17 protein-coding genes are annotated in these 25,375 nt (G+C 56.2%); 13 read left to right on the top strand and 4 right to left on the bottom strand.

What is annotated here, in order from left to right; genetic code table 11:
• Positions 1-453: 453 nt before the first annotated feature.
• Entirely contained in the window at positions 454-1,356 is a 903-nt protein-coding gene (locus tag QCD69_RS11710; RefSeq protein WP_253456093.1) for a LysR family transcriptional regulator, read from the bottom strand.
• 103 nt (positions 1,357-1,459) lie between these two features.
• On the opposite strand from QCD69_RS11710, the gene QCD69_RS11715 reads away from it, so the two are divergent.
• The 9 genes from QCD69_RS11715 (at position 1,460) to QCD69_RS11755 (ending at position 9,940) form a co-directional block, all read left to right on the top strand.
• Entirely contained in the window at positions 1,460-1,885 is a 426-nt protein-coding gene (locus tag QCD69_RS11715; RefSeq protein ID WP_253456091.1) for a CidA/LrgA family protein, read from the top strand.
• On the top strand, positions 1,878-2,576 hold the full coding sequence (locus QCD69_RS11720) for an LrgB family protein (protein ID WP_253456088.1): 699 nt from the start codon (positions 1,878-1,880) through the stop codon (positions 2,574-2,576). The genes QCD69_RS11715 and QCD69_RS11720 overlap by 8 nt, the downstream gene beginning before the upstream one ends.
• Positions 2,577-2,718: 142 nt before the next feature.
• The gene (locus QCD69_RS11725; protein ID WP_253456085.1) at positions 2,719-3,264 is read left to right on the top strand and encodes a YfaZ family outer membrane protein; all 546 of its coding nucleotides are present in this window, start codon (positions 2,719-2,721) and stop codon (positions 3,262-3,264) included.
• A 678-nt stretch (positions 3,265-3,942) separates the two neighbouring features.
• Positions 3,943-4,452 (top strand): fimbrial protein, encoded by a 510-nt coding sequence (locus QCD69_RS11730; protein WP_301252120.1) that lies wholly within the window; start codon positions 3,943-3,945, stop codon positions 4,450-4,452.
• Between the two features lie 194 nt (positions 4,453-4,646).
• Entirely contained in the window at positions 4,647-7,142 is a 2,496-nt protein-coding gene (locus QCD69_RS11735; protein WP_301252122.1) for an outer membrane usher protein, read from the top strand.
• Between the two features lie 47 nt (positions 7,143-7,189).
• Positions 7,190-7,939: a fimbria/pilus periplasmic chaperone gene (locus QCD69_RS11740; protein WP_301252124.1), complete on the top strand. Its 750-nt coding sequence runs from the start codon at positions 7,190-7,192 to the stop codon at positions 7,937-7,939.
• Between the two features lie 125 nt (positions 7,940-8,064).
• Positions 8,065-8,568, top strand: a complete 504-nt coding sequence (locus tag QCD69_RS11745) for a fimbrial protein (RefSeq protein ID WP_301252125.1) — start codon at positions 8,065-8,067, stop codon at positions 8,566-8,568.
• Positions 8,565-9,113: a fimbrial protein gene (locus QCD69_RS11750; protein WP_301252126.1), complete on the top strand. Its 549-nt coding sequence runs from the start codon at positions 8,565-8,567 to the stop codon at positions 9,111-9,113. Before QCD69_RS11745 ends, QCD69_RS11750 begins: the two co-directional genes overlap by 4 nt.
• 56 nt (positions 9,114-9,169) lie before the next feature.
• Positions 9,170-9,940, top strand: a complete 771-nt coding sequence (locus QCD69_RS11755) for a hypothetical protein (RefSeq protein ID WP_301252167.1) — start codon at positions 9,170-9,172, stop codon at positions 9,938-9,940.
• Positions 9,941-9,992: 52 nt separating this feature from the next.
• Here QCD69_RS11755 and actP read toward each other — a convergent pair whose 3' ends face one another.
• The 3 genes from actP to acs form a co-directional block, all read right to left on the bottom strand.
• Positions 9,993-11,642 carry a cation/acetate symporter ActP gene (gene actP / locus QCD69_RS11760; protein ID WP_125290227.1) on the bottom strand — a complete coding sequence of 550 codons (1,650 nt, stop codon included), beginning with the start codon at positions 11,640-11,642 and terminating at the stop codon, positions 9,993-9,995.
• Positions 11,639-11,947, bottom strand: coding sequence for a DUF485 domain-containing protein (locus QCD69_RS11765; RefSeq protein WP_125290228.1), 309 nt, complete (start codon positions 11,945-11,947; stop codon positions 11,639-11,641). The genes actP and QCD69_RS11765 overlap by 4 nt, the downstream gene beginning before the upstream one ends.
• Positions 11,948-12,104: 157 nt before the next feature.
• The gene (gene acs, locus QCD69_RS11770; RefSeq protein ID WP_301252128.1) at positions 12,105-14,057 is read right to left on the bottom strand and encodes an acetate--CoA ligase; all 1,953 of its coding nucleotides are present in this window, start codon (positions 14,055-14,057) and stop codon (positions 12,105-12,107) included.
• Between the two features lie 529 nt (positions 14,058-14,586).
• Here acs and gltP point away from each other — a divergent pair.
• The 4 genes from gltP (at position 14,587) to QCD69_RS11790 (ending at position 25,353) form a co-directional block, all read left to right on the top strand.
• On the top strand, positions 14,587-15,882 hold the full coding sequence (gene gltP, locus QCD69_RS11775; RefSeq protein WP_253456061.1) for a glutamate/aspartate:proton symporter GltP: 1,296 nt from the start codon (positions 14,587-14,589) through the stop codon (positions 15,880-15,882).
• A 522-nt stretch (positions 15,883-16,404) separates the two neighbouring features.
• Complete coding sequence (locus QCD69_RS11780; RefSeq protein WP_301252131.1) at positions 16,405-21,132, top strand: autotransporter outer membrane beta-barrel domain-containing protein; 4,728 nt, start codon at positions 16,405-16,407, stop codon at positions 21,130-21,132.
• A 259-nt stretch (positions 21,133-21,391) separates the two neighbouring features.
• Positions 21,392-22,936 (top strand): methyl-accepting chemotaxis protein, encoded by a 1,545-nt coding sequence (locus QCD69_RS11785; RefSeq protein ID WP_301252133.1) that lies wholly within the window; start codon positions 21,392-21,394, stop codon positions 22,934-22,936.
• Between the two features lie 770 nt (positions 22,937-23,706).
• Positions 23,707-25,353, top strand: a complete 1,647-nt coding sequence (locus QCD69_RS11790) for a dihydroxyacetone kinase subunit DhaK (protein WP_253456050.1) — start codon at positions 23,707-23,709, stop codon at positions 25,351-25,353.
• Positions 25,354-25,375 lie beyond the last annotated feature (22 nt).

Below are 25,375 nucleotides of genomic sequence, written 5' to 3' on the forward strand. Positions count from 1 at the left end.
TCTGATGTTATTCAACCGTACAGCGAAAGATAAATTCTTCATATAACGGTAATTATATTTTGGAGGAAAAGGAAATATTATGATAAGGGGGGGTAACCGGTGGTTTATCCTGCTTGCTGCTGTTCTGATGAAATGAGAGGTTCCGCCAGGCTAATACTATTTTCTTTTGCTTTTGTTTTGTAAACGGCAGGAAAACGCGCTTTAAGGCTCAGGGTTGGGTCTGGTAAATATCAGGCCAGTCTCTGACGTAACAGTTCTGCTAATTATTGCTGATGAAGTCATACGCTTTCATCCGTGCCGATCTATATCTTCTTCGGCATTCTTTTCCAGAACGCAGAGGCAGCAGACAAGCTGAATAGCAATATCCGTAAGAGGCAGAACGAATAAGGTTAAAAGACAGGTAAAAATGCGCCTGTTTAGCGTCTCCGGGGCCGCTGCCAGCGCCCCCGTTTTTTATACCGACAGCGTTGGCGTCTGACCCGGCCAGAACTGGCGACAGCAGGCGATCCAGGCCTGCGCGCTCTTTGAGAGGTAGCTGCCTTCCCGCCAGATCAGGCCCAGCTGCCAGACCAGCTCCGACTCCAGCGGCAGCCACAGCAGATGGCTTTTATCCAGCCGCTGGCAGATCGGCTCCGGCAGGATTGCCACACCCATGCCGGCCTGCACCATCGCCGCGAGAAAATCCCACTGGCCGCTGCGTACCGCGATCTGCGGCGTAAAGCCGCTGGCCTGGAAGGCACGCATCAGCTGGCGGTTCAGCGAAAACTCTTCGTTATAAATCAGGATAGGATGCCCGGCCAGCTCGGCCAGCGGAATATGGGTACGGCGCAGCCATTCGCGGGTTTTCGGCACCAGCACGCAGAGCGGGTGGCTCATCAGCGGCAGCGCGTTCAGCGGCAGATCTTCCGCTACCGGCAGCGCGGTCATCGCAATATCCAGCGTGCCGGAAAGCACTGCCTGCTGCACGGTCAGGCCGCCGAATTCGGAAATTTTCAGCTCAACGCCGGGATAACGCTGGCGGAAAGCGGAGATCGAACCGGCAATCTGCATCCCCACCATTGGCGGAATGCCTAACCGCAGCTCGCCCGTTTTCAGGTCGTTGATATCGCTGATTTCCGCTTCCAGCTGCTTAAATTCCTGAAGGATAGTCAGTCCGCGCTGATAAACGGCCTGTCCGGTATCGGTCAGATGCAGCTTGCGTCCTTCACGGATCAGCAGCGTACAGCCCAGTTCATCCTCCAGCTGGCGCAGCATTTTACTGATGGTCGGCTGCGTGACGTACAGCTGCTCCGCCGCGCGAGTAAAGCTTTGCTGGCGCACCACTTCCACAAAATAACGCAGGGCTCTGACGTCCATAAACATTCCTGTAAGGCATAGTTCAGATAATATTAAGTCATTTTTTTCACCCTTTGGTACGGCTTTATACTCTCTTTACGCATTATTCAGAGAGAGACCCATCATGAAGCTGGCGATACGCCCGCAAAGCACGTGGCAGCAACGTATTCAGGTTCCGTTACAGGTGGTGCTGTATATCGCTTTTTTTCTGGCCGCGCAGCGGCTGGTTGACTGGTTGCGGCTGCCGTTGCCCGCCAATATCGTGGGCATGTTGCTGCTGCTGGCGCTGATTATGCTGCGGGTGCTGCCGCTGAACTGGGTGAAAGCCGGATCGCGCTGGCTGCTGGCGGAAATGCTGCTGTTTTTTATTCCTGCCGTGGTGGCGGTGGTTAACTATTCGCAGCTGCTGCGTGTGGACGGCTGGCGGATTATGCTGGTGATTATGATCAGTACGCTGCTGGTGCTTTCCGCTACCGCGCTGGTGGTGGATCGCGTCTATCGTTTTGAAATGCGGCTGGCGGCACGAAAAAAGGAGCGTCAGGGTGAATAACTTTTTTATCAGCCTGCTCTGTCTGCTGGCGACGCTGCTGGTCTATTTTCTCAATAAACGTCTCTACCGCCGCTGGCACAGGCTGCTGCTGATGCCGCTGGTGATGACGCCAATGGTGCTGGTGGCGCTGCTGCTGCTGACCCATATCTCCTGGCAGAACTATATCGACGAAAACCGCTGGCTGCTGTGGCTGCTTGGCCCGGCTACGCTGGCCTTCGCCGTGCCCGTTTATGAAAATATGGCGATTATCCGCCGCCACTGGCTGTCGCTTAGCGCGGGCGTGCTGACCGCCACGCTGGTCGCCGTTTGCAGCTCGGTATGGCTGGCAAGGCTGCTGACGCTGCCGGAGGCAATCCAGCGTAGTCTGGCGGTGCGCTCTGTCACTACGCCCTTTGCGCTGGCGGCGGCGAAGCAGCTGGGCGGGCAGCCCGATCTGGTGGCGCTGTTTGTGGTGATCACCGGCGTATTCGGCATGGCCGTCGGCGATCTGCTTTTTATTCGGCTTGCCGTCAAGCAGGGATTGGCGAAAGGCGCTGGGTTTGGCGCGGCCTCACACGGCGCAGGCACCGCTCGCGCCTATGAAATTGGTCAGGAGGAGGGCGTGGTCGCCAGCCTGGTGATGATGCTGTCAGGCGTGGTGACAGTGGTTATCGCGCCGCTGATTGGCCGCCTGATGTGGACGCTGGTTTAAAGCCTGTATGTTCGCCCCCTAACAGCAACATTTACTAAACAAGCCCTAAGATTCGTCGCATTCTCATTTTATTTCCTCTGTTGATGATCTATCCTCCGCTGCCGTCGGGAAACGGCGTAAGTAAATTCATCAGGAGAATAAAATGAAAGCAGTGGCAACTACCGCAGGCGCTCTGGCGCTGCTGGCGCTGGCCGGATCAGCGCAGGCGATTGAAGGCGGTGTCGACGTAGGTCGTGATTATACTAATGTACACGCGGGCATGGGCGCTGACTCGCCTGGTCTGGCGCTGACCGGTAACTGGTTGCGCAGCGATCACGACGGCAGCATGGGCAGCCTGGGTCTGGGTTACAATGTGGGTCTGGGCGATATCTTTATCACGCCTGGCGTGAAAGCGATTTCCACTAACCCAACCGATAGCAAAGACGGCTATGCCGTTGCGGTCGGCATTGGCGCAAGCGTTCCAGTCACCAATATGTTCAACGTATTTGGCCAGTATTACTACTCGCCGGATTCTTTCTCCAGCCACATTGATGACTACCAGGAAGCTTCCGCTGGCGTGAGCTTTAAGCCAATCTCCCTGGTTGACGTGCGCGTGGGCTATCAGTACCTGGCGATGAACGGCAAAGACGGTCGTAAAGACAACGTCATTGCTGACGGCGCATACGTAGGTGCATCCCTGCATTTCTGATGCCAAAGGCGGCAACCTGTAAAGGGTGGCCCGCCGCTGAATGTGTCCGGCTTCTGGCCGGACCTGCCTGCTCCCGGTACGGCTGATGCCCTGATACAGGCCGGGAACAGGCTTATTATGCTGAACTTTTAACAAGGTTTATAAAGTTGTTGCCGCTAATGTTCAAACAGGTGATATATATTAAAATATAGCAGCTTATATTAAGGAGCTTGCCTGATATTTTTAATACTCCGGCAAAGATAAATGCTATATATTTAAACCGCCCCGTTTGTTTCTTCTTTTTTTACATTTGTCATTTATAGAGTGACGGCGTGCAAAATGGGTTTTATTTGGTTTTTTATTCTGAAGAGCATCTCTGTTCGACGATTTTTTAGCATTTATCGCCAGTAACACCTTCCTGTCTAAACTTTCATTTTTTTCTGTCATTTTTTAAGAAAAAAGACCTTTCATCTGGAAATGTCTTCTGTAAGAATAATCTTGCCGCCCTGAACAGGTATTTATTACGGATTGTATTTACCTGACAATGTAAATGGCCATTAATAAACTCAAGCGCCGTTAATGCATTATTAACTTATCTGTTTTTACAGGTTGGCTTTTTTTCAGCAAAGAAAATGATGTTATAAATAAACATTTATCATCCGATAAACGGAAAGGTTTATAATCAAAGGAATGTACTTTATGCAACTGAATAAAATCGTACTGTCAGCTATCGCCATTTTCGGCATGACTTCTGTAGCTTATGCCGACCAGGGACATGGTTCAGTGACTTTTTCGGGCTCCGTCATTGAGTCTCCTTGCTCAATTAATCCTGACTCTGTTTATCAGGACGTGCCTCTTGGGCAAATCTCGACTGTTACTCTGAAGGATGGTGGAACCTCCGATCCCCGTCCTTTCCAGATTAAACTGGAAAACTGTACGGTTGCGACCGCCGCAGCGGTAACGGCCACGTTCAGTGGACCGGAAAGCACTACCGGTCTGTTGGGCATGACCGGGACAGTTAAGGGCGCGAGTATCGCCATCACTGATGGTACTGGCGCAGTGCTCAAGCTCGGCAGTCCGAGCGCTAAGCAGGTTTTGCAGACTGGCTATAATACGCTGAGTTTTTCTGCCTATGTGCAAGGTGATGGCCAAGACGTAACGCCTGGCGAATTCCAGAGTATTGCTGATTTCACACTTGCATATCAATAAGTCGATTTGACGGACCTTGTCCTCTCCCGGCGTTTCTGCCGGGAGTGTTTTCTGCCTGGGGTAACAACGGCAAAACAGGTTCATGTTTGTCGGCAGAATGGCGGAATTATTTCCATGCTTAATTCCTCCGGCAAAAAATTATTAAATCGGTTATGAAAGGCTTACCCAGGGATTAACTTCTCGTAAGGATGCCGATGTCAGTGAATATTATATTAAAAAAAGATATTTTATGGCTGTGGCATGCCATCTTCCTGCTGATTCTTTGCTGTTTCGCGCGGTCTGTCGAGGCACGTGGAATAGAATTTAATACCGATCTTTTAGATGTGAAAGACAGAGCGAACATCGATCTCAGCCGTTTTTCTCAGGCGGGATATATCATGCCCGGTAACTACACTCTGAAACTTCAGATTAATGATAATGAGCTCCCCGAGCAGTCAGTAGACTGGTTTACGACAGAAGATAATGAAAAAGAAAGTAAGCCCTGTCTGACTGCCGCTCTGGTCAATTTTATTGGCCTGAAGCCTGAGCTACGCCCGCAGTTAACGTGGTGGCATGAGGGCCAGTGTCTGAATACCGACAGTTTGCCGGGTATGAGCCAGCGCGCTGATTTAGGCACCAATACGCTCTATTTAACTATCCCACAAATTTATCTGGAATACCGCGCGCCCAACTGGGATCCGCCGGCGCAGTGGGATGAGGGGATACCCGGCTTGTTGTTCGATTATTACGCCAGTGCCCAGACCCGGCATGAGCACGAGAAGAAGACGGACAACACGTTTACGGGCAACGGGACGGCTGGGGCCAACGTTGGTCCCTGGCGCCTGCGTGCCGACTGGCAGGGGCGCTATGACAATCAGGCCAGTAACAACCTTAACTGGGACTGGACGCGTTTCTATGCCTGGCGCGCTTTACCGCACAGGCACGCCAGGCTGGGCGTGGGCGAACATGCGCTCTTTTCAGATATCTTCGACAGTTTTACCTATACCGGGCTGAGCCTGCGGTCTGATGACAATATGCTGCCGCCTAATCTGCGTGGTTATTCCCCGGAAATCAGCGGGATAGCGAAAACCAGCGCCAGAGTGGTGATCAGCCAGAAAGGGCGGGTCATCAAGGAAACCCGGGTCGCCGCCGGGCCGTTTCGTATTCAGGATCTCAACGAAACGATCAGCGGCGAGCTGGATGTGCGGGTAGAAGAGCAGGATGGCTCAGTACAAACTTTCAGCATCAATACGGCCAGCGTGCCCTATCTGACGCGGCCGGGCATGGTGCGCTACAAGCTGGCGGCGGGCAGGCCTTCCAACACTCAGCACCATATGGAAGGTGAGGGGTTTGTAAACGGCGAGTTCTCATGGGGCGTCAGTAACGGCTGGTCCCTGTACGGCGGGACGATAGCCAGTGAGGAATACCAGGCGCTGGCGCTGGGCACAGGGCGCGATCTGATGGCTTTCGGCGCGCTCTCTCTGGATTTTACTCAGGCGTTTGCCCGGCGTTTGCCCGATCCGCTGCCGGATACGCAGAAAGGGGCCTCGTGGCGCGTCAGCTACTCAAAAAGGTTCGACGAAACCGACAGTGAAATGACCTTTGCAGGCTACCGCTATTCAGAGCAGGGCTATATGAGTATGCAGGATTACCTTAACGCGCATAAATACGGCAGGGCCTACGGCAACGGTAAAGAGATGTATACCGCCATCTTCAGCCAGCAGCTGCGCGACTGGCGGGCAAGCTTTTATCTGAATTACTCTCATCAGACCTGGTGGGACAAACCGGACAATGACCGTTTTACCCTGACGGCGACGAAATATTTTGACGCCGGGCGCTTGCGTAACGTCAGTCTGTCAGCCACCGCCTGGCGTAATAAATATGACGGCAGCAATGATGACGGTATTTACCTGTCGCTGTCTCTACCGTGGGGCAACAGCGGCACGCTGAATTACAACGGATCTTTTAATCAGGGTAATAACAGTCATCAGGCCAGCTACTTCAATACGATGGATGAGCGTAACAACTACCAAATCAGCGGCGGGGTTGCCGGTCAGGAGACGCTGGCAAGCGGCTATTACACCTATCAGGGAGACAGAGCGCGGATAAACGTTAATGCCAGCTATCAGGGCAACAGCTATTCAGCTTTAAGCCTTTCGGCGCAGGGCGGCGTAACGGCTACCGCACAGGGTGCGGCGCTGCATCGTACCAGCAGGCCGGGCGGCACCCGAATGCTGATCGACACCGCGGTAAAGGATATTCCGGTAAAAAGCTACGGCGCGGATACCTTGAGTAATCACTTTGGCAAAGCCGTTATCGCGGATATCAGCAGCTATTACCGTAACCGCATCAGTATCGATATCAATGCGTTGCCGGACAATGCTGAAGCGAGCGCTTCGGTTATCCAGCGCACCTTAACCGAAGGCGCGATTGGCTACGGTGGCTTTAAAGTGGTGACCGGGAGCAAAACCATGGCGGTACTGCGCCTGGAAAACGGCGAAGCCCCGCCGTTTGGCGCTACGGTAAAAAACAGCCAGCGTCAGGAAGTGGGCATTGTGAATGACGACGGCAGCATCTATCTGAGCGGTATCCAGCCAGGCATAACGATGCGGGTAAGCTGGAGCGGCAAAGAGCAGTGCGAATTTAAACTGCCGGAGAGCTTGTCCGGTGATATTTCTCAGCGTCTTTTATTGCCGTGCCGCCTGTTATAAACCGCGCAGGGCTGCCGCTGATAGTTGACATGGTGTAAGGGGAAAAAATGAGATCATATAAAGCAGGTTTATCACGCATCGCCGTTTTACTCTCCGTCCTGGTGGCTGCACAAAGCTATGGCGCTGTTTCGCTCGATCGTACACGCGTGATTTTTGAGGGCGGCCAAAAGTCTGTCAGCCTGGTCGTCAGTAACGATAATAAACAATTACCCTATCTGGCGCAGGGCTGGATAGAAGATAGCCAGGGTAAAAAAATCCAGCAGCCGCTGACTGCTCTGCCGCCGGTACAGCGCATTGAGCCGGGCAGCAAAAGCCAGGTAAAAATAGAGACGTTGCCTTCCGTGGGCGCGCTGCCGCAGGATCGTGAAACCTTGTTCTACTTTAATCTGCGTGAGATCCCGCCGCGATCCGAACGCCCCAATACGCTCCAGCTTGCCTTGCAGACAAAGGTAAAATTATTTTATCGCCCGCAGGCGCTGGTGCCCAAAAGAAACGCGGTGCCCTTTCAGGAGCAGCTGACGCTGACTCGCGCCGGCGATCGCTATCAGGTAAACAATCCCACGCCCTATTTCGTGACGCTGATCGATGGCCGCAACGCCGCCAGGAATAGCGCCATCAATGATTTCAAGCCGCTGATGATCGCGCCGAAAAGTAAAGGCGTGCTTGAGGTCAGCGCTGAAGCGCTGGGGAGCCGCCCGCTGCTCACCTATATCAACGATTACGGCGCCCGTCCGCAGTTGCAGTTTACCTGTAGCGGGGATCATTGTAAGGCCACGGCGGTCAGGCCCGCTGGCTAAGCGCATAAAGTTTTGCCGCTTCGCCAGAGCAGCCGCGCAACGCTTCTTTGCTTAACCGCGTTTTGCTCGGGCTGCGGCAGGTTTATGTTGGATAAGTCGTGATAAACGGCGGCAGGAATAAACAGATGGACAGGACAACCACCTTTGCAAAAGCGGTGCTCTGCACGCTAACAGGATTAACGCTATTTTCAGGCCGGGTGACGGCAGCGCCGGAGGTATTTACCTTCACCATGACGGCCAACGTGGTGCAGTCCGCCTCCTGTCAGCTTAATGAAGGCAAAAACGTTGAGGTTTCCTTTGGCGATCAGGTAGATATTGCAAAAATCAACGGCACTAATTACCAGAGCGAGATTGCTTATAACTTTAGCTGCAAGCAGCAGGGTAAAAATGCGGTAACGCTGCAAATCGACGGCACGGGCGCAGATTTTGGCCAGGGGATGCTGTATGTCCAGCCCGGCCTGGCCATTAAAATAATGAACGACGGTAAACTCCAGCCGGTAAACACCTCGTTTGCTATTGATGGCACGGATCCCCCCGTTCTGATGGCCGTGCTGGTGAAAAATGCGGCGGCCTCGTTAACGCCCGGGTACTTTGAGGCGACGGCGACAATTAAGGCGGTCTACGAATGAAAAGGGGATTATTACGCTGCCTGTGGTCAGGCCTGGGGATGATGCTGTGCGTTGCGCTCGGCTATGCCGCGCCTGTAGAGGTAGCGGTGAAGGCCAAATTCAGCGGTACGCTGGTTGAAAATCTCAGCCCCTGTACGATACGGCCCGGCGATGAATACATTACGCTCCCGCTGGCGGCCGTCACGCTGAACATGTTGCAGAACTCGCAGGAAAGCCCGCGTTACCCGTTTGCCGTTCATCTGGAAAACTGCGAGTTTGATGCAACAACGCCAGGCCGAATTGAAGTTTTCCTGCGCGGGAATGGGGACAGTAACGGGATGCTGCAACCGGATGCAGGCAGTACCGCTACCGGCATCGTTATCGGCATCGAAAATGTGCGGGGCGCGCCGCTGGCGGTCAATGCCGCCTCGCCGGGCCTGACGCTGTCTTTGAATGCTGCTGATATCGTTATCCCGATGCAGGCCTATCTACGGGCGGACGGCGCGACGCCGCCGACGGCGGGAGAATTCACCGCCAGCCTGAATTACATCATCGAATACCCCTGAACCGACGAAGCCCGCCGCCGTACGGGGTGCTGGCTGGCTCATAACAAGGAGATAAAATGAAAAGGATTATGTTCGCACTGAGCCTGATCTGTTTTTCAACGTCGGCGCTGGCGTGGTACTACAATTCCGTGCCGGGCGTCACGACCGGCCTGATGGTCAGAAACAATATGATTACGGTGGAGGCCGGCACCGATGTCTGGCTCTGCTCCAGCAGAGGCAACGATCGTGACCTTGTGTTCCATATCTATGGCCTTACCGTCCGCGATCCTGAAGTGGCCGCCACGTTTATCGGGATGAGCGATGCGCCCGGCGGCGCGCCAACCGTACAACAATGCCAGAACGCCACCGACGAACCAGCAAGTCGGATAAAAGTCGCGCAATACCGCTTAACGCAAACGGTAAGCGTACCGGTACAGGAAGGCGATTACAGCGCCTGCTGGTCAGGATGGGATGGCCTGGGCAAAGACGCACGCTGCAGCGGCGGCATACCGATCACGCCGATCGATGACTGCCATGCAGAGCTGGTGAGTTACCCCAACGATCTGGGGACGGTTATCATCGGCGAGCCCATTAACCGTAACCACAAGGTAGGGGACCTCACGTTAATATGCAAAACGGTGCCGTCGACTACGGTGGAGATTACGCAGCAGGCATCGGCGGGGAACGTGCTCGAGCAGCAGATCCTGGATGAAAGCGGTAAAAAACTTGAGGGACTGAAGGTTTTTACCAGCGGCGTAACCGAGGCGCTGTATATGCAAACAACCGGAACGCCGAAAGTGGCCCAGCGTATAGAGGATAGCGTGGTGGTGGTGCTGAACTACTACTGAGTGCGGCGCGTTGCTGCGCTGCAAGGCGGCCAGCCGCCTTGCAGATCGCTACTTAGTGACTTTTCCCGCTTTCAATGCCCACGCCGGTTTGCGAACGCACAAACTGCGCCTGGAAACGTTGCCGCTCCTGCTGGCCTTCCTGCGAGTGGTCGGTCACGGAAAACAGCCAGGTGCCGATAAAGGCGACCAGCATAGAAAACAGCGCCGGATACTCGTAGGGGAAGACCGGCTTCGCGTGACCCAGCACCTGCACCCACACCGTTGGGCCTAAAATCATCAACACGACCGCCGTCAGTAGCCCCAGCCAGCCGCCTGCCATCGCACCTCTTGTGGTCAGTTTCGACCAGTACATCGACAGCAGAATAATCGGGAAGTTACAGCTTGCCGCAATCGAGAAGGCCAGCCCGACCATAAAGGCGATATTCTGTTTCTCAAACAAAATACCCAGCGCGATAGCGACCACCCCCAGCACCAGCACGGTGATTTTCGAGACGCGCAGCTCCTGCTTCTCGGTGGCCTGGCCCTTTTTCACCACGCTGGCGTAAAGGTCGTGCGATACCGCCGACGCGCCCGCCAGCGTCAGCCCGGCAACCACCGCCAGAATCGTGGCGAAGGCCACTGCGGAAATAAAGCCCAGGAACAGGCTGCCGCCAACGGCATCGGCCAGATGCACCGCCGCCATATTGTTTCCGCCAATCAACAAGCCGGTGGCATCCTTAAATGCCGGATTAGCGCCGACCAGCAGAATAGCGCCGAAGCCGATAATAAAGGTCAGGAAGTAGAAGTAGCCCATAAAACCGGTGGCGTAGAACACGCTTTTACGCGCCTCGCGGGCATCGCTGACGGTAAAGAAGCGCATCAGGATATGCGGCAGGCCGGCCGTACCAAACATCAGCCCCAGCCCGAGCGACAGCGCGGAAATCGGGTCGTGCACCAGCCCGCCGGGACGCATGATCGCCACGCCTTTTGGATGCACCGCCATCGCCTGGGTAAAGAGATTATTAAAGCTGAAGCCCACGGTTTTCATCACCATGATTGCCATAAAGCTGGCGCCGAACAGCAGCAGCACCGCCTTGATAATCTGCACCCAGGTGGTCGCCAGCATGCCGCCGAACAGGACGTACAGCACCATCAGGATCCCCACCAGCACCACGGCGACGTGATAGTCCAGGCCAAACAGCAGCTGGATAAGCTTACCCGCGCCGACCATCTGCGCAATCAGATAGAGCGCCACCACCACCAGTGAGCCGCAGGCGGAAAGCGTGCGAATAGGCAGCTGTTTCAGACGATAGGAGGCAACGTCGGCAAAGGTATAGCGTCCCAGGTTGCGCAGCCGTTCGGCGATCAGAAACAGGATAATCGGCCAGCCGACCAGAAAACCCAGCGAATAGATCAGGCCGTCGTAGCCGGAGGTATAAACCAGCGCGGAGATCCCCAGGAATGAGGCGGCGGACATAAAGTCGCCCGCCATCGCCAGGCCGTTCTGAAAACCGGTGATATTGCCGCCTGCGGTATAATAATCGCTGCGCGAACGGGTGCGTTTGGAGGCCCACCAGGTGATACCCAGCGTGGCGGCCACGAAGATCAGGAACATCACGATCGCTTCAACGTTGGTGGGCTGTTTTTCAACCGCGCCGCTAATCGCATCGGCGGCGCGGGAGGAAACAGGCAGCAGCAGGGCGAAATAAAGGAAAAGTTTCATCCTTTCACCTCATCCAGCAGCGCTTTGGTTAAGCGGTCGAATTCGCCATTGGCTCGCCAGACATAAATACCGGTTAAAAGAAAAGAAATAACGATCAGCCCAATGCCAATCGGAATACCACGGGTAACATTGGTATTAGCGTCAAGCGGCGTACCCAGCCAGCCTGGCGCAAAGGCGATTAATAAAATAAAGCCGACGTAGAGAATAAGCATTATTACCGAGAGCAGCGTGGCGAAGGCCTGGCGTTTTCTGACCAGCTCTTTAAAGCGCGCGCTTTTTTCAATCCGCTGATATCTATCGTTCATCACAGAGTCTCCAGAGATAATTGCAAGAGCTGTTATGAGATCCGGCTTGACTGAGCGACCGCGCCGGTAATGCCTCATCATCGGGAAGCTGATAAATAAAGGGCAGCGTGATAATCATTACGCTGCCCGATAAAGCTATACTGCCTTTTGCTTATTTTCAGGGCATGGCAATACCCTGTTTCTCCTCCAGCAGTTTTTCCACCACGCCCGGATCGGCCAGCGTCGAGGTATCGCCTAAATTGGTGGTATCGCCAGCGGCAATTTTGCGCAAAATACGGCGCATAATTTTCCCGGAGCGGGTTTTCGGCAGGGAGTCCGTCCAGTGCAGCACGTCCGGCGTGGCGATAGGGCCGATCTCTTTACGCACCCAGCTGCGCACCTCGCTGTAAAGCTCGGGCGTCGGCTCTTCGCCGCTGTTCAGCGTGATATAGGCGTAGATGGCCTGGCCTTTAATGGCGTGAGGAATGCCGACCACGGCCGCCTCGGCGATTTTAGGATGGGACACCAGCGCGGATTCTATCTCCGCCGTGCCCAGCCGATGGCCGGAAACGTTCAGGACGTCGTCCACGCGGCCGGTGATCCAGTAATAGCCGTCCTCGTCGCGTCGCGCGCCGTCGCCGCTGAAGTACATGTTTTTAAAGGTAGAGAAGTAGGTCTGTTCAAAGCGCTCGTGATCGCCGAACAGCGTGCGTGCCAGGCCTGGCCAGGCGTCAACGATCACCAGGTTGCCCTCGCAGGCACCTTCCAGCGCGTTGCCTTCGTTATCGACCAGCGCGGGCTGCACGCCGAAAAAGGGTTTGGTGGCCGAACCGGCCTTCAGCTCCGTCGCGCCAGGCAGCGGCGCGATCATAAAGCCGCCCGTTTCCGTCTGCCACCAGGTATCGACAATCGGGCAGCGGCTATTGCCAATTTTCTGGTAATACCACTCCCAGGCTTCCGGGTTAATCGGTTCGCCGACGGAACCCAGAATACGCAGCGTGGAGCGATCGGTGCCGCTAATGGCCTTGTCGCCCTCCGCCATCAGCGCGCGAATTGCCGTAGGCGCGGTATAGAGCAGCGTGACTTTATGTTTATCCACCACTTCCGCCATCCGGCTCGGCTTCGGCCAGTTCGGCACGCCTTCAAACATCAGCGTGGTCGCGCCCAGCGCCAGCGGGCCGTAAAGCAGATAGCTGTGGCCGGTGATCCAGCCGACGTCGGCGGTGCACCAGTAGATATCGTCGGCATGATAATCAAAAACGTATTTGAAGGTGGTCGCCGCGTAAACCAGATAGCCGCCGGTAGTATGCAGCACGCCCTTCGGCTTGCCGGTGGAACCAGAGGTGTAAAGGATAAACAGCGGATCTTCCGCGCCCATCTCTTCCGGCTGGTGGTGCGCGCTGGCCTTGTTCACCAGCTCGTGCCACCACAGATCGCGGCTGTGCCAGTCGATATCCGTGCCGGTGCGGCGGAAAACCACCACGTTGCTTACCGTGGTGACACTGGGATTAGCCAGCGCCTCGTCGACGTTTTTCTTCAGCGGGATGGCGCGCCCGGCGCGAATGCCCTCATCGGCAGTCACCACCAGCTTCGCGGCGGAGTCGACGATACGTCCGGCCACGGCTTCCGGCGAGAAACCGCCAAAAATCACCGAGTGCACCGCGCCGATACGCGCGCAGGCCAGCATGGCGACGGCGGCTTCCGGCACCATTGGCATATAGATCGCCACCACGTCGCCTTTACCTATGCCCAGCTCTTTCAGCGAGTTGGCGAAGCGGCAGACTTCGCGATGCAGCTCGCGAAAGGTCAGCGTCTTGCTTTCGCTGGCGTCGTCGCCTTCCCAGATAATCGCCGGATGGTCGCCCCGGCTGTGCAGGTGGCGATCCAGACAGTTGGCCGCCAGATTGAGCGTGCCGTCTTCAAACCAGCGGATATTAATATTGCCCGGCGCAAATGAGGTGTTCTTCACGCGGGTGTACGGTTTTATCCAGTCGAGGATTTTACCCTGTTCGCCCCAGAACGCCTCGGGATCCTGTACGGACTGCTGGTACATCGACTGATACTGCTGGGCAGTGATCAGCGTATTTTCCGCGATATTCGCGGGAACGGGATGTCGGTGTTGTTGGCTCATGGCTACTCTCCTTGAAGATGTTAATAATATGTCAATCAAAGGTTGGATGGAGCGAGCCGCCGGGCTTTGTTTGCTTTTTGCGCCATGGATCACGCCATAACGTCAGGTGATGAAAATGGTCAAAAAGTTGCCGTAATACGGTGGAACTTTCTGCAACCGTCGCCCACTCATTCGCCGCATAACGCAAACGGGCTGTACAAAAGGCGCACAACTAAACCTGGCTGTTCGCCAGGCGTCTGGCGAGCAACTGCATAGCTATGCGCAAGTATGGAGATATATTGCTAATTATAACAAAGAGTTAGTCGTACACGTCGATTCCAGAGCTTTATCCTGTTCGGCGATGATAGTTTAGCCGTATATCACTTAGGGTTGCATTTATACCCGTGAAAATGGTACTGATTACGCGCCTGCAAATCAGGTATCAACCATCCATTATCCGCGCATTCGCCGACATCGGCCTGCTTCCCTTGAGAGTGATCGCTCCGCATTAAAGACGCGGAGAGCGGGTTTTGTTAAGGAAAAAACTATTATGAAAGCTGCAAAATTCAGCCTTGCCTGGCAAATATTGACGGCGTTGGTACTGGGGATCGTCGTTGGCGCGATACTGCATAATCAACCGGAGGATCGTGAATGGTTAATCGCTAACATTCTTAGTCCTGCCGGGGATATCTTTATCCATCTGATCAAGATGATTGTGGTTCCCATCGTGATTTCCACGCTGATCGTCGGTATCGCCGGCGTGGGCGATGCGAAAAAACTGGGGCGGATCGGCGTCAAAACCATCCTCTATTTTGAAGTGATAACCACCATTGCCATTGTGGTAGGGATTACCCTGGCGAATGTGTTTCAACCTGGCTACGGCATTGATATGTCGACGCTGGCAACGGTGGACATCTCTAAGTATGAAGCCACGACGGCGCAGGTTCAGGGCGGCCCGCACAGCCTGGTGACCACTATCCTATCGCTGATCCCGCAGAATATTTTCGCGGCGATCGCGAAAGGCGAGATGCTGCCGATCATCTTCTTCTCGGTGCTGTTTGGTCTGGGGCTGTCATCGCTGCCTGCGGAACATCGCGAGCCGTTGGTGAAGGTGTTTCGTTCCACCTCGGAAACCATGTTTAAAGTCACCAATATGATTATGCGTTACGCGCCGATTGGCGTGTTTGCCCTGATCTCGGTGACTATCGCCAACTTTGGTTTCGCCTCGCTGTGGCCGCTGGCTAAGCTGGTGATCCTGGTGTACGTCGCCATTCTGTTCTTTGCCTTTGTGGTGCTGGGAACGGTCGCGCGCATCTGTAAGCTGCGCATTACCACGCTGATGCGCATCCTGAAGGATGAGCTGATCCTCTCTTACTCCACCTCCAGCTCCGAAACGGTGCTGCCGAAGATCATGGAGAAAATGGAGGCTTACGGCGCGCCTAAGTCCATCACCAGCTTTGTGGTGCCGACCGGCTATTCGTTTAACCTGGACGGCTCCACGCTCTATCAGAGCATCGCGGCGATCTTTATCGCGCAGCTGTACGGCATTGACCTCTCTATTGGTCAGGAGATCGTGCTGGTGCTGACGCTGATGGTGACCTCAAAAGGGATCGCGGGCGTGCCTGGCGTTTCCTTTGTGGTGCTGCTGGCTACGCTGGGCAGCGTGGGCATTCCGCTGGAAGGCCTGGCGTTTATCGCCGGCGTTGACCGTATCATGGACATGGCGCGTACCGCGCTAAACGTGGTCGGCAACGCGCTGGCGGTGCTGGTGATCGCCAAGTGGGAAAACCAGTTCGATGCCGAACAGGCAGTGGCCTACGAGGCGCGTCTGGCATCCGCTTCCTGATCGCTCCGGCGCGGAAGAACAGCAAAAATGAAAATGGCCTTCGGGCCATTTTTTTTGTTTTTTGCAAGGCACAAACGCAGCGGTTATGCGGTTGCGTAATCATAAATGAGATTATTTAAGTCGCCGCTGAATAACGTTTCTTACTGATTTTTAATAGTAAATATTTATGGCGTTGACCGTTAAATTTTATCTTTTCATTTTTTCTCTTATCGCGAGCTGCATTTATTTGTCAAGACTATAATTATATTTTACGTTAAGCCTGAAAAGGCGGCGATTCCTTTTAGCAATCAGGCCTGTAGAGTTTAATAAAGGGCCGGTAATTAATATGATTATTTACGGCACTATTCTTATTTTTTCGGGGATGTCGTTTGCCGCCATAACTTTATATGGATCTTTCTTTTCAGTAGTGATGTGATTGTTATTAACAATTTTTAATTATTCGTCACGCCGCCTGCCGTCTGCAATCGCATTTTTACGGCGAGATGTTTTTTACTTTTTTCTTCAGCTCTGGAGGAAATATCCTTGTTTAAATTACATCCCCTTTTGTTAAGCCTTATTGCGGCACAGGGCGCGATAGCGCCTGCTTTTTACAGCCAGGCGGCGACGCTGAAACCCTTTTCACCCTATGTTAATGATAATAAAGTCGGCGCTTTTTGCGTCTGCAACGGCTCCACGCAAACGCTTAGCGGCAACCAGCAGTTTTCGCCGGGGCTGAGCGGCGAGCAAAGCTTTACGCTGAGAGAGCTACAGGGCCGTGTGAATAACCCTGACCTGTCGCTGGCAGAAAGGCCGGGCCTGGATCCCGGTACAGGCGGTTACACCATTTATGTCCCGGACTGGGAGAGCGGCGGCTATCGTCCCTTTGACGTTTTTAATTCCGCCAGCATGGTCGAAATACCGCCGCTCGGGCTGGATACGCCGCTGCCAAACTATGTTGACGTCAAAGGCGGGCAATATATTAACGCCCGCGTGGCGCAGGTCAGTAAAGGCACCATTAACGTGGCAATCGGCCAGTCCGGTGCGGCAACGACGTCAGAAACCAACGGCTGGCGCATGGCGGCCAAACAGAGTCGGCTTTTTGCCGCCACCGGCAGCGGCAACATGAACTGGAATGGCGATAACCGCCTGACCTTTACCGCTGCGCTTCCACCTTCTGGCGGGCCTTACCTCACCCTTCCTGTAGACAGCGTGGCTGATTACAAAGGCGAGTTCAGCGTCGCCACCAGAAATAACGTCATCACGCGATTCAACGTGACCAACTTTGATGATTTTAAAAACTATAACAACTGGCTTATCGGGCAGCTGGAAACGGGCCAGCTCAATCCCGACAGCTACCGTGACGAGCTGGATAAAGCCGTAACTCTCACCAGCGGGCAAATCGTTTACGGCATAGTGGCGCAGGATGCGGATGACGAAGCGGCGCAGCCGATTGGCGAACTGGTGGTGCTCAGCGCAGACGGCGCGCAGGCCAGGGTTACGGTTAATAAAACGCTGGAGGTGGCGAACGCCAGCAGCGCGGTGCTGGCTGCAAACGGCGGCACGGCGATTATCAACGGTAAGGTCGCCAGTACCGGTAACGGCATCACCGATGGCAACGCGCTGGAGCTGCTTAGCGGCAGTACCGGCGTTAATAACGGCGTTATTAATGCCGGCTTCTTCAATAATGCCGATGGCAGCGGCGTGGACAGCAGCACGGTCGGCCAAAGCCGCAATGCGGTACGGCTACAGGACGGCAGCCGTTTCACCAATAACGGCGTCATCAACATCGCAGGCAGCGGCACTGGCCTGGGGATTTTTAGCGGCAGCGCGATCAATAACGGCAACATTAATACAGGCGCGGCGGACGGCGCCAGCGGCGTGTTCGTTAATGGCCCGCAGGCGAGCTTCACCAATGCTGTGGACGGCACGCTCTGGCTGGGGCGATCGCCGCAAAATGCTCTGACGGATGAAGCCTTCGATACCCGGCTGTCCGGCGCCGTCGGCATTAATATGATTGGTGATGGTAGCGCCGTAAATGACGGGCATATCGTACTGGGTTCACAAACTCAGAACAGCACCGCCATGAAGGTGGTGAATGGCCCGAACGCCCGCCTGCAAAATAACGGCGTGATTGACGTTAACGGTCAGGCGGATTTTCGCCCGGAGGAGAATATCGCGCTGCTGGCGATCGACTCCGGCAGTGGCGGGCTGGTCGGCAACGCCGGGACGATCAATCTGAATGGCGATAACGGCACCGGGATCAAAGCGATCGCCAGCAGCGGCAGCTTTGCCAGCGTTTACTCGGACGGGATCGTCAACGTTAACGGCAGCACCGGGCCGTCAGGCGACACCCACAATACGGCGGTGTGGTTAAGAAGCGAGGCGGGCGGCAACGCTTATGCCTACCTCACTGGCCCAATCACTCTGGGGGGAGAAGGCGCCGTCGGCATTCGCGCTGACGGCGAAGGGACGTCGGTTTACGATAGCGCCAGCGTTTCTGGCGGTGGCGCTAACGCAACCGCTTTTCAGATAACCAACGGCGCGAGGATAACGCTGGGAGACGCTTCGTTGGTTAAACTAACCGGCGACAACAGCACCGGCGTACGGATACAAAACGGCGGCTCTTTTTTGATGCAGGGCGGTCTGGTCGCTGCTACCGGTATCGCGTTTGATGTGAGCGAAGGCACCGCGCAATTTTTTCCCGAAAGCGCCCAGCTGGAGTCAGGCGGTACGGCAGCGGTACGCGTGGGCCATAACGGTAATTTTGCGCTGTATGGCGACGGCATCTTCCGTAACAGCATTACGGGCAACGGCAGCGCCGACGCCGTTCTGCTGGAAGAAGGCGCCGCCGGGCTGTCGATTGACGGCGCTACGCTGACGGTAAACGGCAGCGGCAGCGCCATCAATAACCTGGCGGAAACCCCCAACATTTCCCTGGCCAATACCTATATCTATGCCAGGGGCAGCGGCAGCGGCATTCGTTCCGCCACCACTTTCGATTCACTGCTTTCCGTTGGTATCGAACCTTCCGACGGCGCAACGGGCTACACCTTTGCTAATGCCGATGGCTCGACCACGCAGGCCGACATGCTGGTGCCACGCAGCATGGTGATCCTTGTCGGCAGCGGCGGAACAGGGATCCGCGCCAATACCACGGGGAAAGTCATCTCAGAGGGAAACATCTATATCACCACTGAAAGCGGCGGTTCGGCAATTGTCAGCCAGACTGCCAGCGAAGTGGTAAACCGGGGCGACATCTTCTCGTGGAGTACGGTGGCGCCCGTTATCGATCTGCGCGGCGGCAGCACGGTATTTGTTAACGAAGGTACGATTGGCGCGCAATATGCCGATACGGTTATCGTGGCGGGCGGCGCGACGGACGATCGGATCGCCCTGATCGGTGGAGCGGTGCAGGGCGATGTGAACACGGGGAACGGCACCGATACGCTGACGCTGACCGGCGGCACCCTCAACGGCAGCCTGACGATGGGCAGCGGCATCGATAACCAGGCCTTTGTGCAGAACGTCAGCCTGGCTAACGTTAGTCATATCACCACGGCGGGCGGCGAAGGCAGCACGCTCAGCCTGAGCGAGATCGCGGCCCGTGGCGGCTCCTTCGCCAGCGACGACGCAGGCCGGGGCGTCAACCTGGGCGCGGGCTGGAGCACCATCAATTTCTACCATACCGACTGGACGTTGACCGACAATCTGCAGCTGGCGCACAGCACCCTGAATATCGATCGCGAGTCCACGCTCTATGCCGGAAACCTTGTAGATCCCGTACTGAGAGGCGGCACCAGCGATTCGCTGGTGGTGAATAACGCCGGTACGCTGGATCTGACCAACGGCTCCGGATCGCCGGGCAACACGCTGACCATCAACGGCACGCTGAACTCGCTGAACGGCACGCTGAAGCTCGCCAGCGCGCTTAACGGCGGCGGCGCGCCCGCCAACCAGCGCAGCGACATCCTGCGCGTAAACGGCGATGTTAACGGCACCACGTTGATCAACGTCACGCCAGCGGCAGGCAGCACCGGCGCGCTGAACGATGCTAATCAAAATGGCGTTATTGAGGCGAACGAAGGCATCTCGCTGGCACAGGTGGCAGGCAGTGCCAGCGCCAACAGCTTTGCGCTCCAGGGCGGCTATCTGGCAGCCGGGCCGTGGCGCTACGATCTCTACAGCTTTGCGCCGGGCAGCAGCGATGCCGCCCAGCGGCAGGTCGACGGCAGCGGCAGCCAGTTTCGCGACTATCGTCTGGCTAACGGCCTCGTCAGGAATAACGGCGTTTCCCGTGCGGCGGTAGTGCCGCAGGTGCCTGTTTATCTCTCTGCGCCGACCGGGCTGGCGTACTATTCCGCAGCCACGCTTAACGATCTGCATAACCGGCTGGGCGAGCTGCGTCAGGGCCAGGGCGAGGCCGAGGCCGGCGGGGAAATGTTCCTGCGCTATACCGGCGCCAACATGCGCTACAGCACCAGCCAGAGCTTCCAGAATTTCGGCTACGACCTGGATATGGATTACAGCGCGCTGCAGGTAGGCGGCAACGTCGTGCAGCTGGATGGGGACAACGGCAGCCTGCGCGGCGGCGTCGCCTGGACACGCGGTAACAGCCGCATCCGTCCGGACGCGGCCGACGGCTACAGCAGCACCACGTTCGACAGCGATACGCTGGCGCTTTATGCCACCTGGCTACAGGAAAGCGGCTTCTACCTGGACGGCACGCTCTCCTACAGCTGGCATCGTGGCGAAACGGATATTGCACGCAGGCAGAACGTGGCAAAGATCAAAGGCAAAGGCTGGAGCGCCTCGCTGGAGAGCGGCTATCCGTTTGCGCTGGGCGGCGGGCTGCGGCTGGAGCCTTCAGCCCAGCTGACTTACCTGCATCTGGGGCTGGATAACTTCAGCGACAGGGATAACCTGACGGTCAGCTACGACGATTCGCACCAGACCATTGGGCGCGTCGGCGCGAAGCTGGATCGACGCTGGAGCGATAACAGCGGCCGCCAGTACACGCCTTATCTGCGCACCAACTATTACAAAGGCTGGGACAGTCAGGCTAAAACCACAATAGGCGCTAAAGGCGTGGACGGCCTTGAGCAGAGCTTCCGCAGCGGTAAGTTCGGTCAGATGTGGGAAGCTGGCGTCGGCGCCACCACCGTCTTTAAAAATAACGTGTCGCTCTATGCGGAAGCGGACTATCGGAAAGAAATCGACGGCAACGGCGGCAAAGGCTGGGGCTACAACGCGGGCGTAAGGTGGCGTTTTTGATCTTTCAGCGGGCGTGATCCGTTCACCATACTAAAACATCTCTGCATAATAATGACTTGTCGTCGACAGGGTTTTGCGGGCGGCTGGAACCGGTTCTTTTCTCGCCAGATGGCTGTCCGTAAGGCTTTGCGGTTTTTTAACCTTTGCATGGAATTTAGCTTTAGCAACTAAAGTTCAGGCGGAACGGGCCGAAAATATAACGAATGATAATTTATCCACTCAAAGCCCAATCCTGGTCACCGCTTCAAGGATTTACGCCATGCGCAGCAATCAACCCGTAACACAGCAGGAATTTGCGTTTGATGAGAACGCCACGCTGATGTCAACCACCGACGCCAGCAGCCATATCACCTACGCGAACGACGTATTCATCAAAGTCAGCGGCTTTACGCCGGAAGAGATCAACGGGCAGCCTCACAATATAGTGCGCCATCCTGATATGCCGCCGGAAGCGTTTGCCGATATGTGGGCGACGCTGCAACAGGGCGAACCCTGGTCCGCGCTGGTGAAAAACCGTCGTAAAAACGGCGATCACTACTGGGTACGCGCCAATGCCGTGCCGATCGTGCGCAACGGTAAGATACAGGGCCATATGTCCGTACGCACCCGTCCCGCCGCGCAGGAGATCGCGCAGGCTGAAAAATTGTATAAAGAATTTCGCGAAGGCAAGCGTAAGGGCTGGCGCTTCCATAAAGGGCTGCTGGTGCGTACCGGGGCGCTGCGCTGGGCCTCGCTGCTGAAAACCATGCCGCTGCGCTGGCGCATTCGCTCTGCGCTGCTGGCGCTGTGGCCGCTCTCCGTGGCGGGCGTCTGGGCGCTGGGGCTGCCGGGCCAGCCGCTGGCGATATTCAGCGCCATCATGGCCGTGCTGCTGCTGCTGGCCACGAGCTGGCTTGAGCAGCAGGTTTCCCGTCCCGTCGAGCGGCTGTGCAAACAGGCGCTGAGCGTGGCGACCGGCGCCTGCCAGCAGGTCGACCAGATGGATCGCGTGGATGAAATCGGCACCACGCTGCGGGCGGTCGGGCAGCTGGGGTTGATGTTCCGCTGGCTGTTGGAAGACGTCAGCGGCCAGGCGGTCAACGTGATGAGCGCCAGCGATGCTATCGCGCACGGCAACAACGAGCTGAGCCGTCGTACGGAGCAGGCGGCGGCCAACGTCCAGCAAACGGCTGCCACCATGAATGAACTGACCGCCACGGTAAAAAGCAATACCGACACGGCGCAGCAGGTCAATACGCTTTCCGCCAGCACTCGCGATGCCGCGACCAAAGGCGGCGTGGTGATGAAGGATATGGTCGGCATGATGGCGGAAATTGCCGACAGTTCGAAGAAGATAGCCAACATCACCAGCGTCATTGATGGGATCGCGTTCCAGACCAATATCCTGGCGCTAAACGCTGCGGTGGAAGCCGCACGCGCGGGCGAGCAGGGCAAAGGCTTTGCCGTGGTGGCCGGAGAAGTGCGCAGCCTGGCGCAGCGCAGCGCCAAGGCCGCCAGCGAAATAAAAAGCCTGGTGGAGAACAGCGCGCTGAAGGTGGAGTCCGGCAGCGTCCACGTTAACGACGCGGGCAAAACCATGGAGGATATCGTTTCTCAGGTGCAGAACGTGACCTCGCTGATTGCGCAGATCAGTTCCGCCACCGCCGAGCAGGCTACGGCGCTGAGCGAAGTCAGCCTGGCGGTAGAAGACCTGGACAATATCACCCATCAGAACGCCGAGCGGGTGGAAGAAGGCGCGCAGGCGGCTGGCCGAATGACGCATCAGGCCACCCGTCTGGTGGAAGCGATCAGCGTGTTCCGCTAACGGTGATGCAGGCTTCGGTCGCGCCGCGTTTTGGCGAGCAGCGGACGGAGCCTGCCTTTTGAACGGTATACTTTTAAACGGTACAACACAATTCCCGCCCGCTTTCCTTATGCTCCTGCCCAGGTGCCTGGCCGAAAACGCGGTGGCAACGCCTGTTTTACGCTCTCTCCACGGATATAACGCTTTAAGGCGGGCTGCCACTCCGGGCTTTTTACAGCCAAAACAGCGATAAAAAAGAGCAGGCCTTGCGACCTGCTCCGCATAACGCCCTGGTGGTGGCGTGGTGAAGCTTATCCTGCTACAGAGGGGGGATCGTCTGCGTTAAGGGGGGAAAGCGTTAGTCGGATAAAAGAAGCTTTCCCGAACGCCGCAGAACGATAACCAAAACTGTATAATAATTGACTGATATACTGCAATCTCAAAACCAGCGCAGAGAAACAATTAGGAATAATGCCGGGGTTTGCAATAATAAATTCTTTAGTAATCATGGTGCTGTTTTCGGTTATTCGGAGTTTTCCTGTGGCGGGTACGCAGAGGCCCGACCAGAAGGGCAACGACTCTCCCACGGCAAAAAGTGATAAAAAATATAAAATATTCTGTTGTTTTTCCGTTAGCTTTTACCAACGTTTGTTGCTGAAAAAAGGGAAATCACGTCCATTTTAAGTTACTGCCTTTCTCCTTGCCCTGCCTGTTTCCTGCGCGGCCGCCGCAGGAATTCAACTACAGTTAGTGACTCAGTCCGCTCTTTTCAGCCAGGAGAAAACAGATTTATGAGTCAGTTTTTCATGCATCAAAAAAGCGATTTGGTCAGTGAAGCCATTGAAGGCGCGCTGATCGGCAACCCGTGGCACAGCCTTAGCCTGCTTGACGCCGGCCCCGATATTCGGGTGGTGGTGCGTAACGACTGGGATAAAAAGGACGTAGCGCTGATTTCCGGCGGCGGCTCCGGGCATGAACCGGCCCACGTGGGCTTTGTCGGAAAAGGAATGCTGACCGCGGCCGTCTGTGGCGATATCTTCGCCTCGCCGAGCGTGGAGGCGGTACTCAGCGCTATCATCAACGTCACGGGTGAAAAAGGCTGCCTGCTGATCGTTAAAAACTACACGGGCGATCGGCTGAACTTCGGCCTGGCGGCGGAAAAAGCCAAAAAGCTGGGCTTTAAGGTCGAGCTGGTGATGGTGACCGATGATATCGCGCTGCCGGATAATCCACAGCCGCGCGGGATTGCCGGTACGGCGCTGATCCATAAAGTCGCCGGTTACGCCGCCGCCAGCGGCAAATCGCTGGAGGAGGTGATGGCAGCGGCCAACGAAGCCATTGCCGCCACCGCCAGCCTTGGTCTGGCCTTCAGCAGCTGCCATGTGCCCGGCGAAAAGCGGGACGAGCGGGTTAAAGAAGGCCAAAGCGAGTTAGGCATGGGCATTCATGGCGAACCGGGCGCCTCTACGCTGAAAACGCAGGACAGCCGCGAGATCGTTGCACTGATGGCGGCGAAGCTGGCGGAGCACAATCCGGACAATAAAAAAACGGCGCTGTTAATCAATAACCTGGGCGGATTCTCTTCGCTGGAAATGGCGGTGCTGACGCGTGAGGTGCTGCGTTCGCCGCTGGGAAAACAGGTCGATCTGCTGATTGGCCCGGCGACGCTGGTCAGCGCGCTGGATATGAAAGGCTTTTCGCTGTCGACGCTGCTGCTGACCGACGCGCTGGCGGAAGCGTTGCAGGCGCCGGTTGAGGCCAGCGGCTGGCAGCCCGCGAGCAAGCCTGCGCCGCTTAATACGCGCCAGGGCGAAAAAGTTGCGCGGCAGCAGCATTTTGCGCCTTCGGAAAATGCATCAACGGCCGCCATAGTTGCTACCGTTTGCCGCACGCTGGCAGAGCTGGAGACCGAGCTTAACCAGCTGGATGCCAAAGTGGGCGATGGCGACACCGGCTCGACCTTTGCCGCCGGGGCGAAAAAAATCCTCGCCGAGCTGGAAGCGAACAGGCTGCCGCTGAACGAGCCAGAAAACCTGCTAACGCTGATTGGCGAAGAGCTGGCGGTGGTGATGGGCGGATCCAGCGGCGTGCTGATGTCGATTATGTTTACCGCCGCCGGACAGAAGCTGGAAGAAGGCGAGGCGCTGCCGCAGGCGCTGAGCTACGGGCTGGAACGGATGCAGCACTACGGCGGCGCGCGGCCGGGCGATCGCACCATGATTGACGCGCTGGATCCGGCCTTTGCCGCGCTGACGGCGGGTAAAAGTAGAGAAGAGGCGGCGCAGGCGGCAAAAGCGGGCGCGGAAAAAACGGCGCAGATGAGCAAAGCGCAGGCGGGTCGCTCCTCTTACCTTAACCAGGAAAGCCTGCACGGCGTGAAGGATCCGGGCGCTTACGCGGTAGAGCAGGTCTTCGCCAGGCTGGCCGCGCAACAATAAGCGGCCCTTCCGGGGCGCGGTT

The organism is Erwinia sp. PsM31 (genome assembly GCF_030433775.1).
In the GTDB taxonomy this organism is placed as follows: Bacteria; Pseudomonadota; Gammaproteobacteria; order Enterobacterales; family Enterobacteriaceae; genus Erwinia; species Erwinia aeris.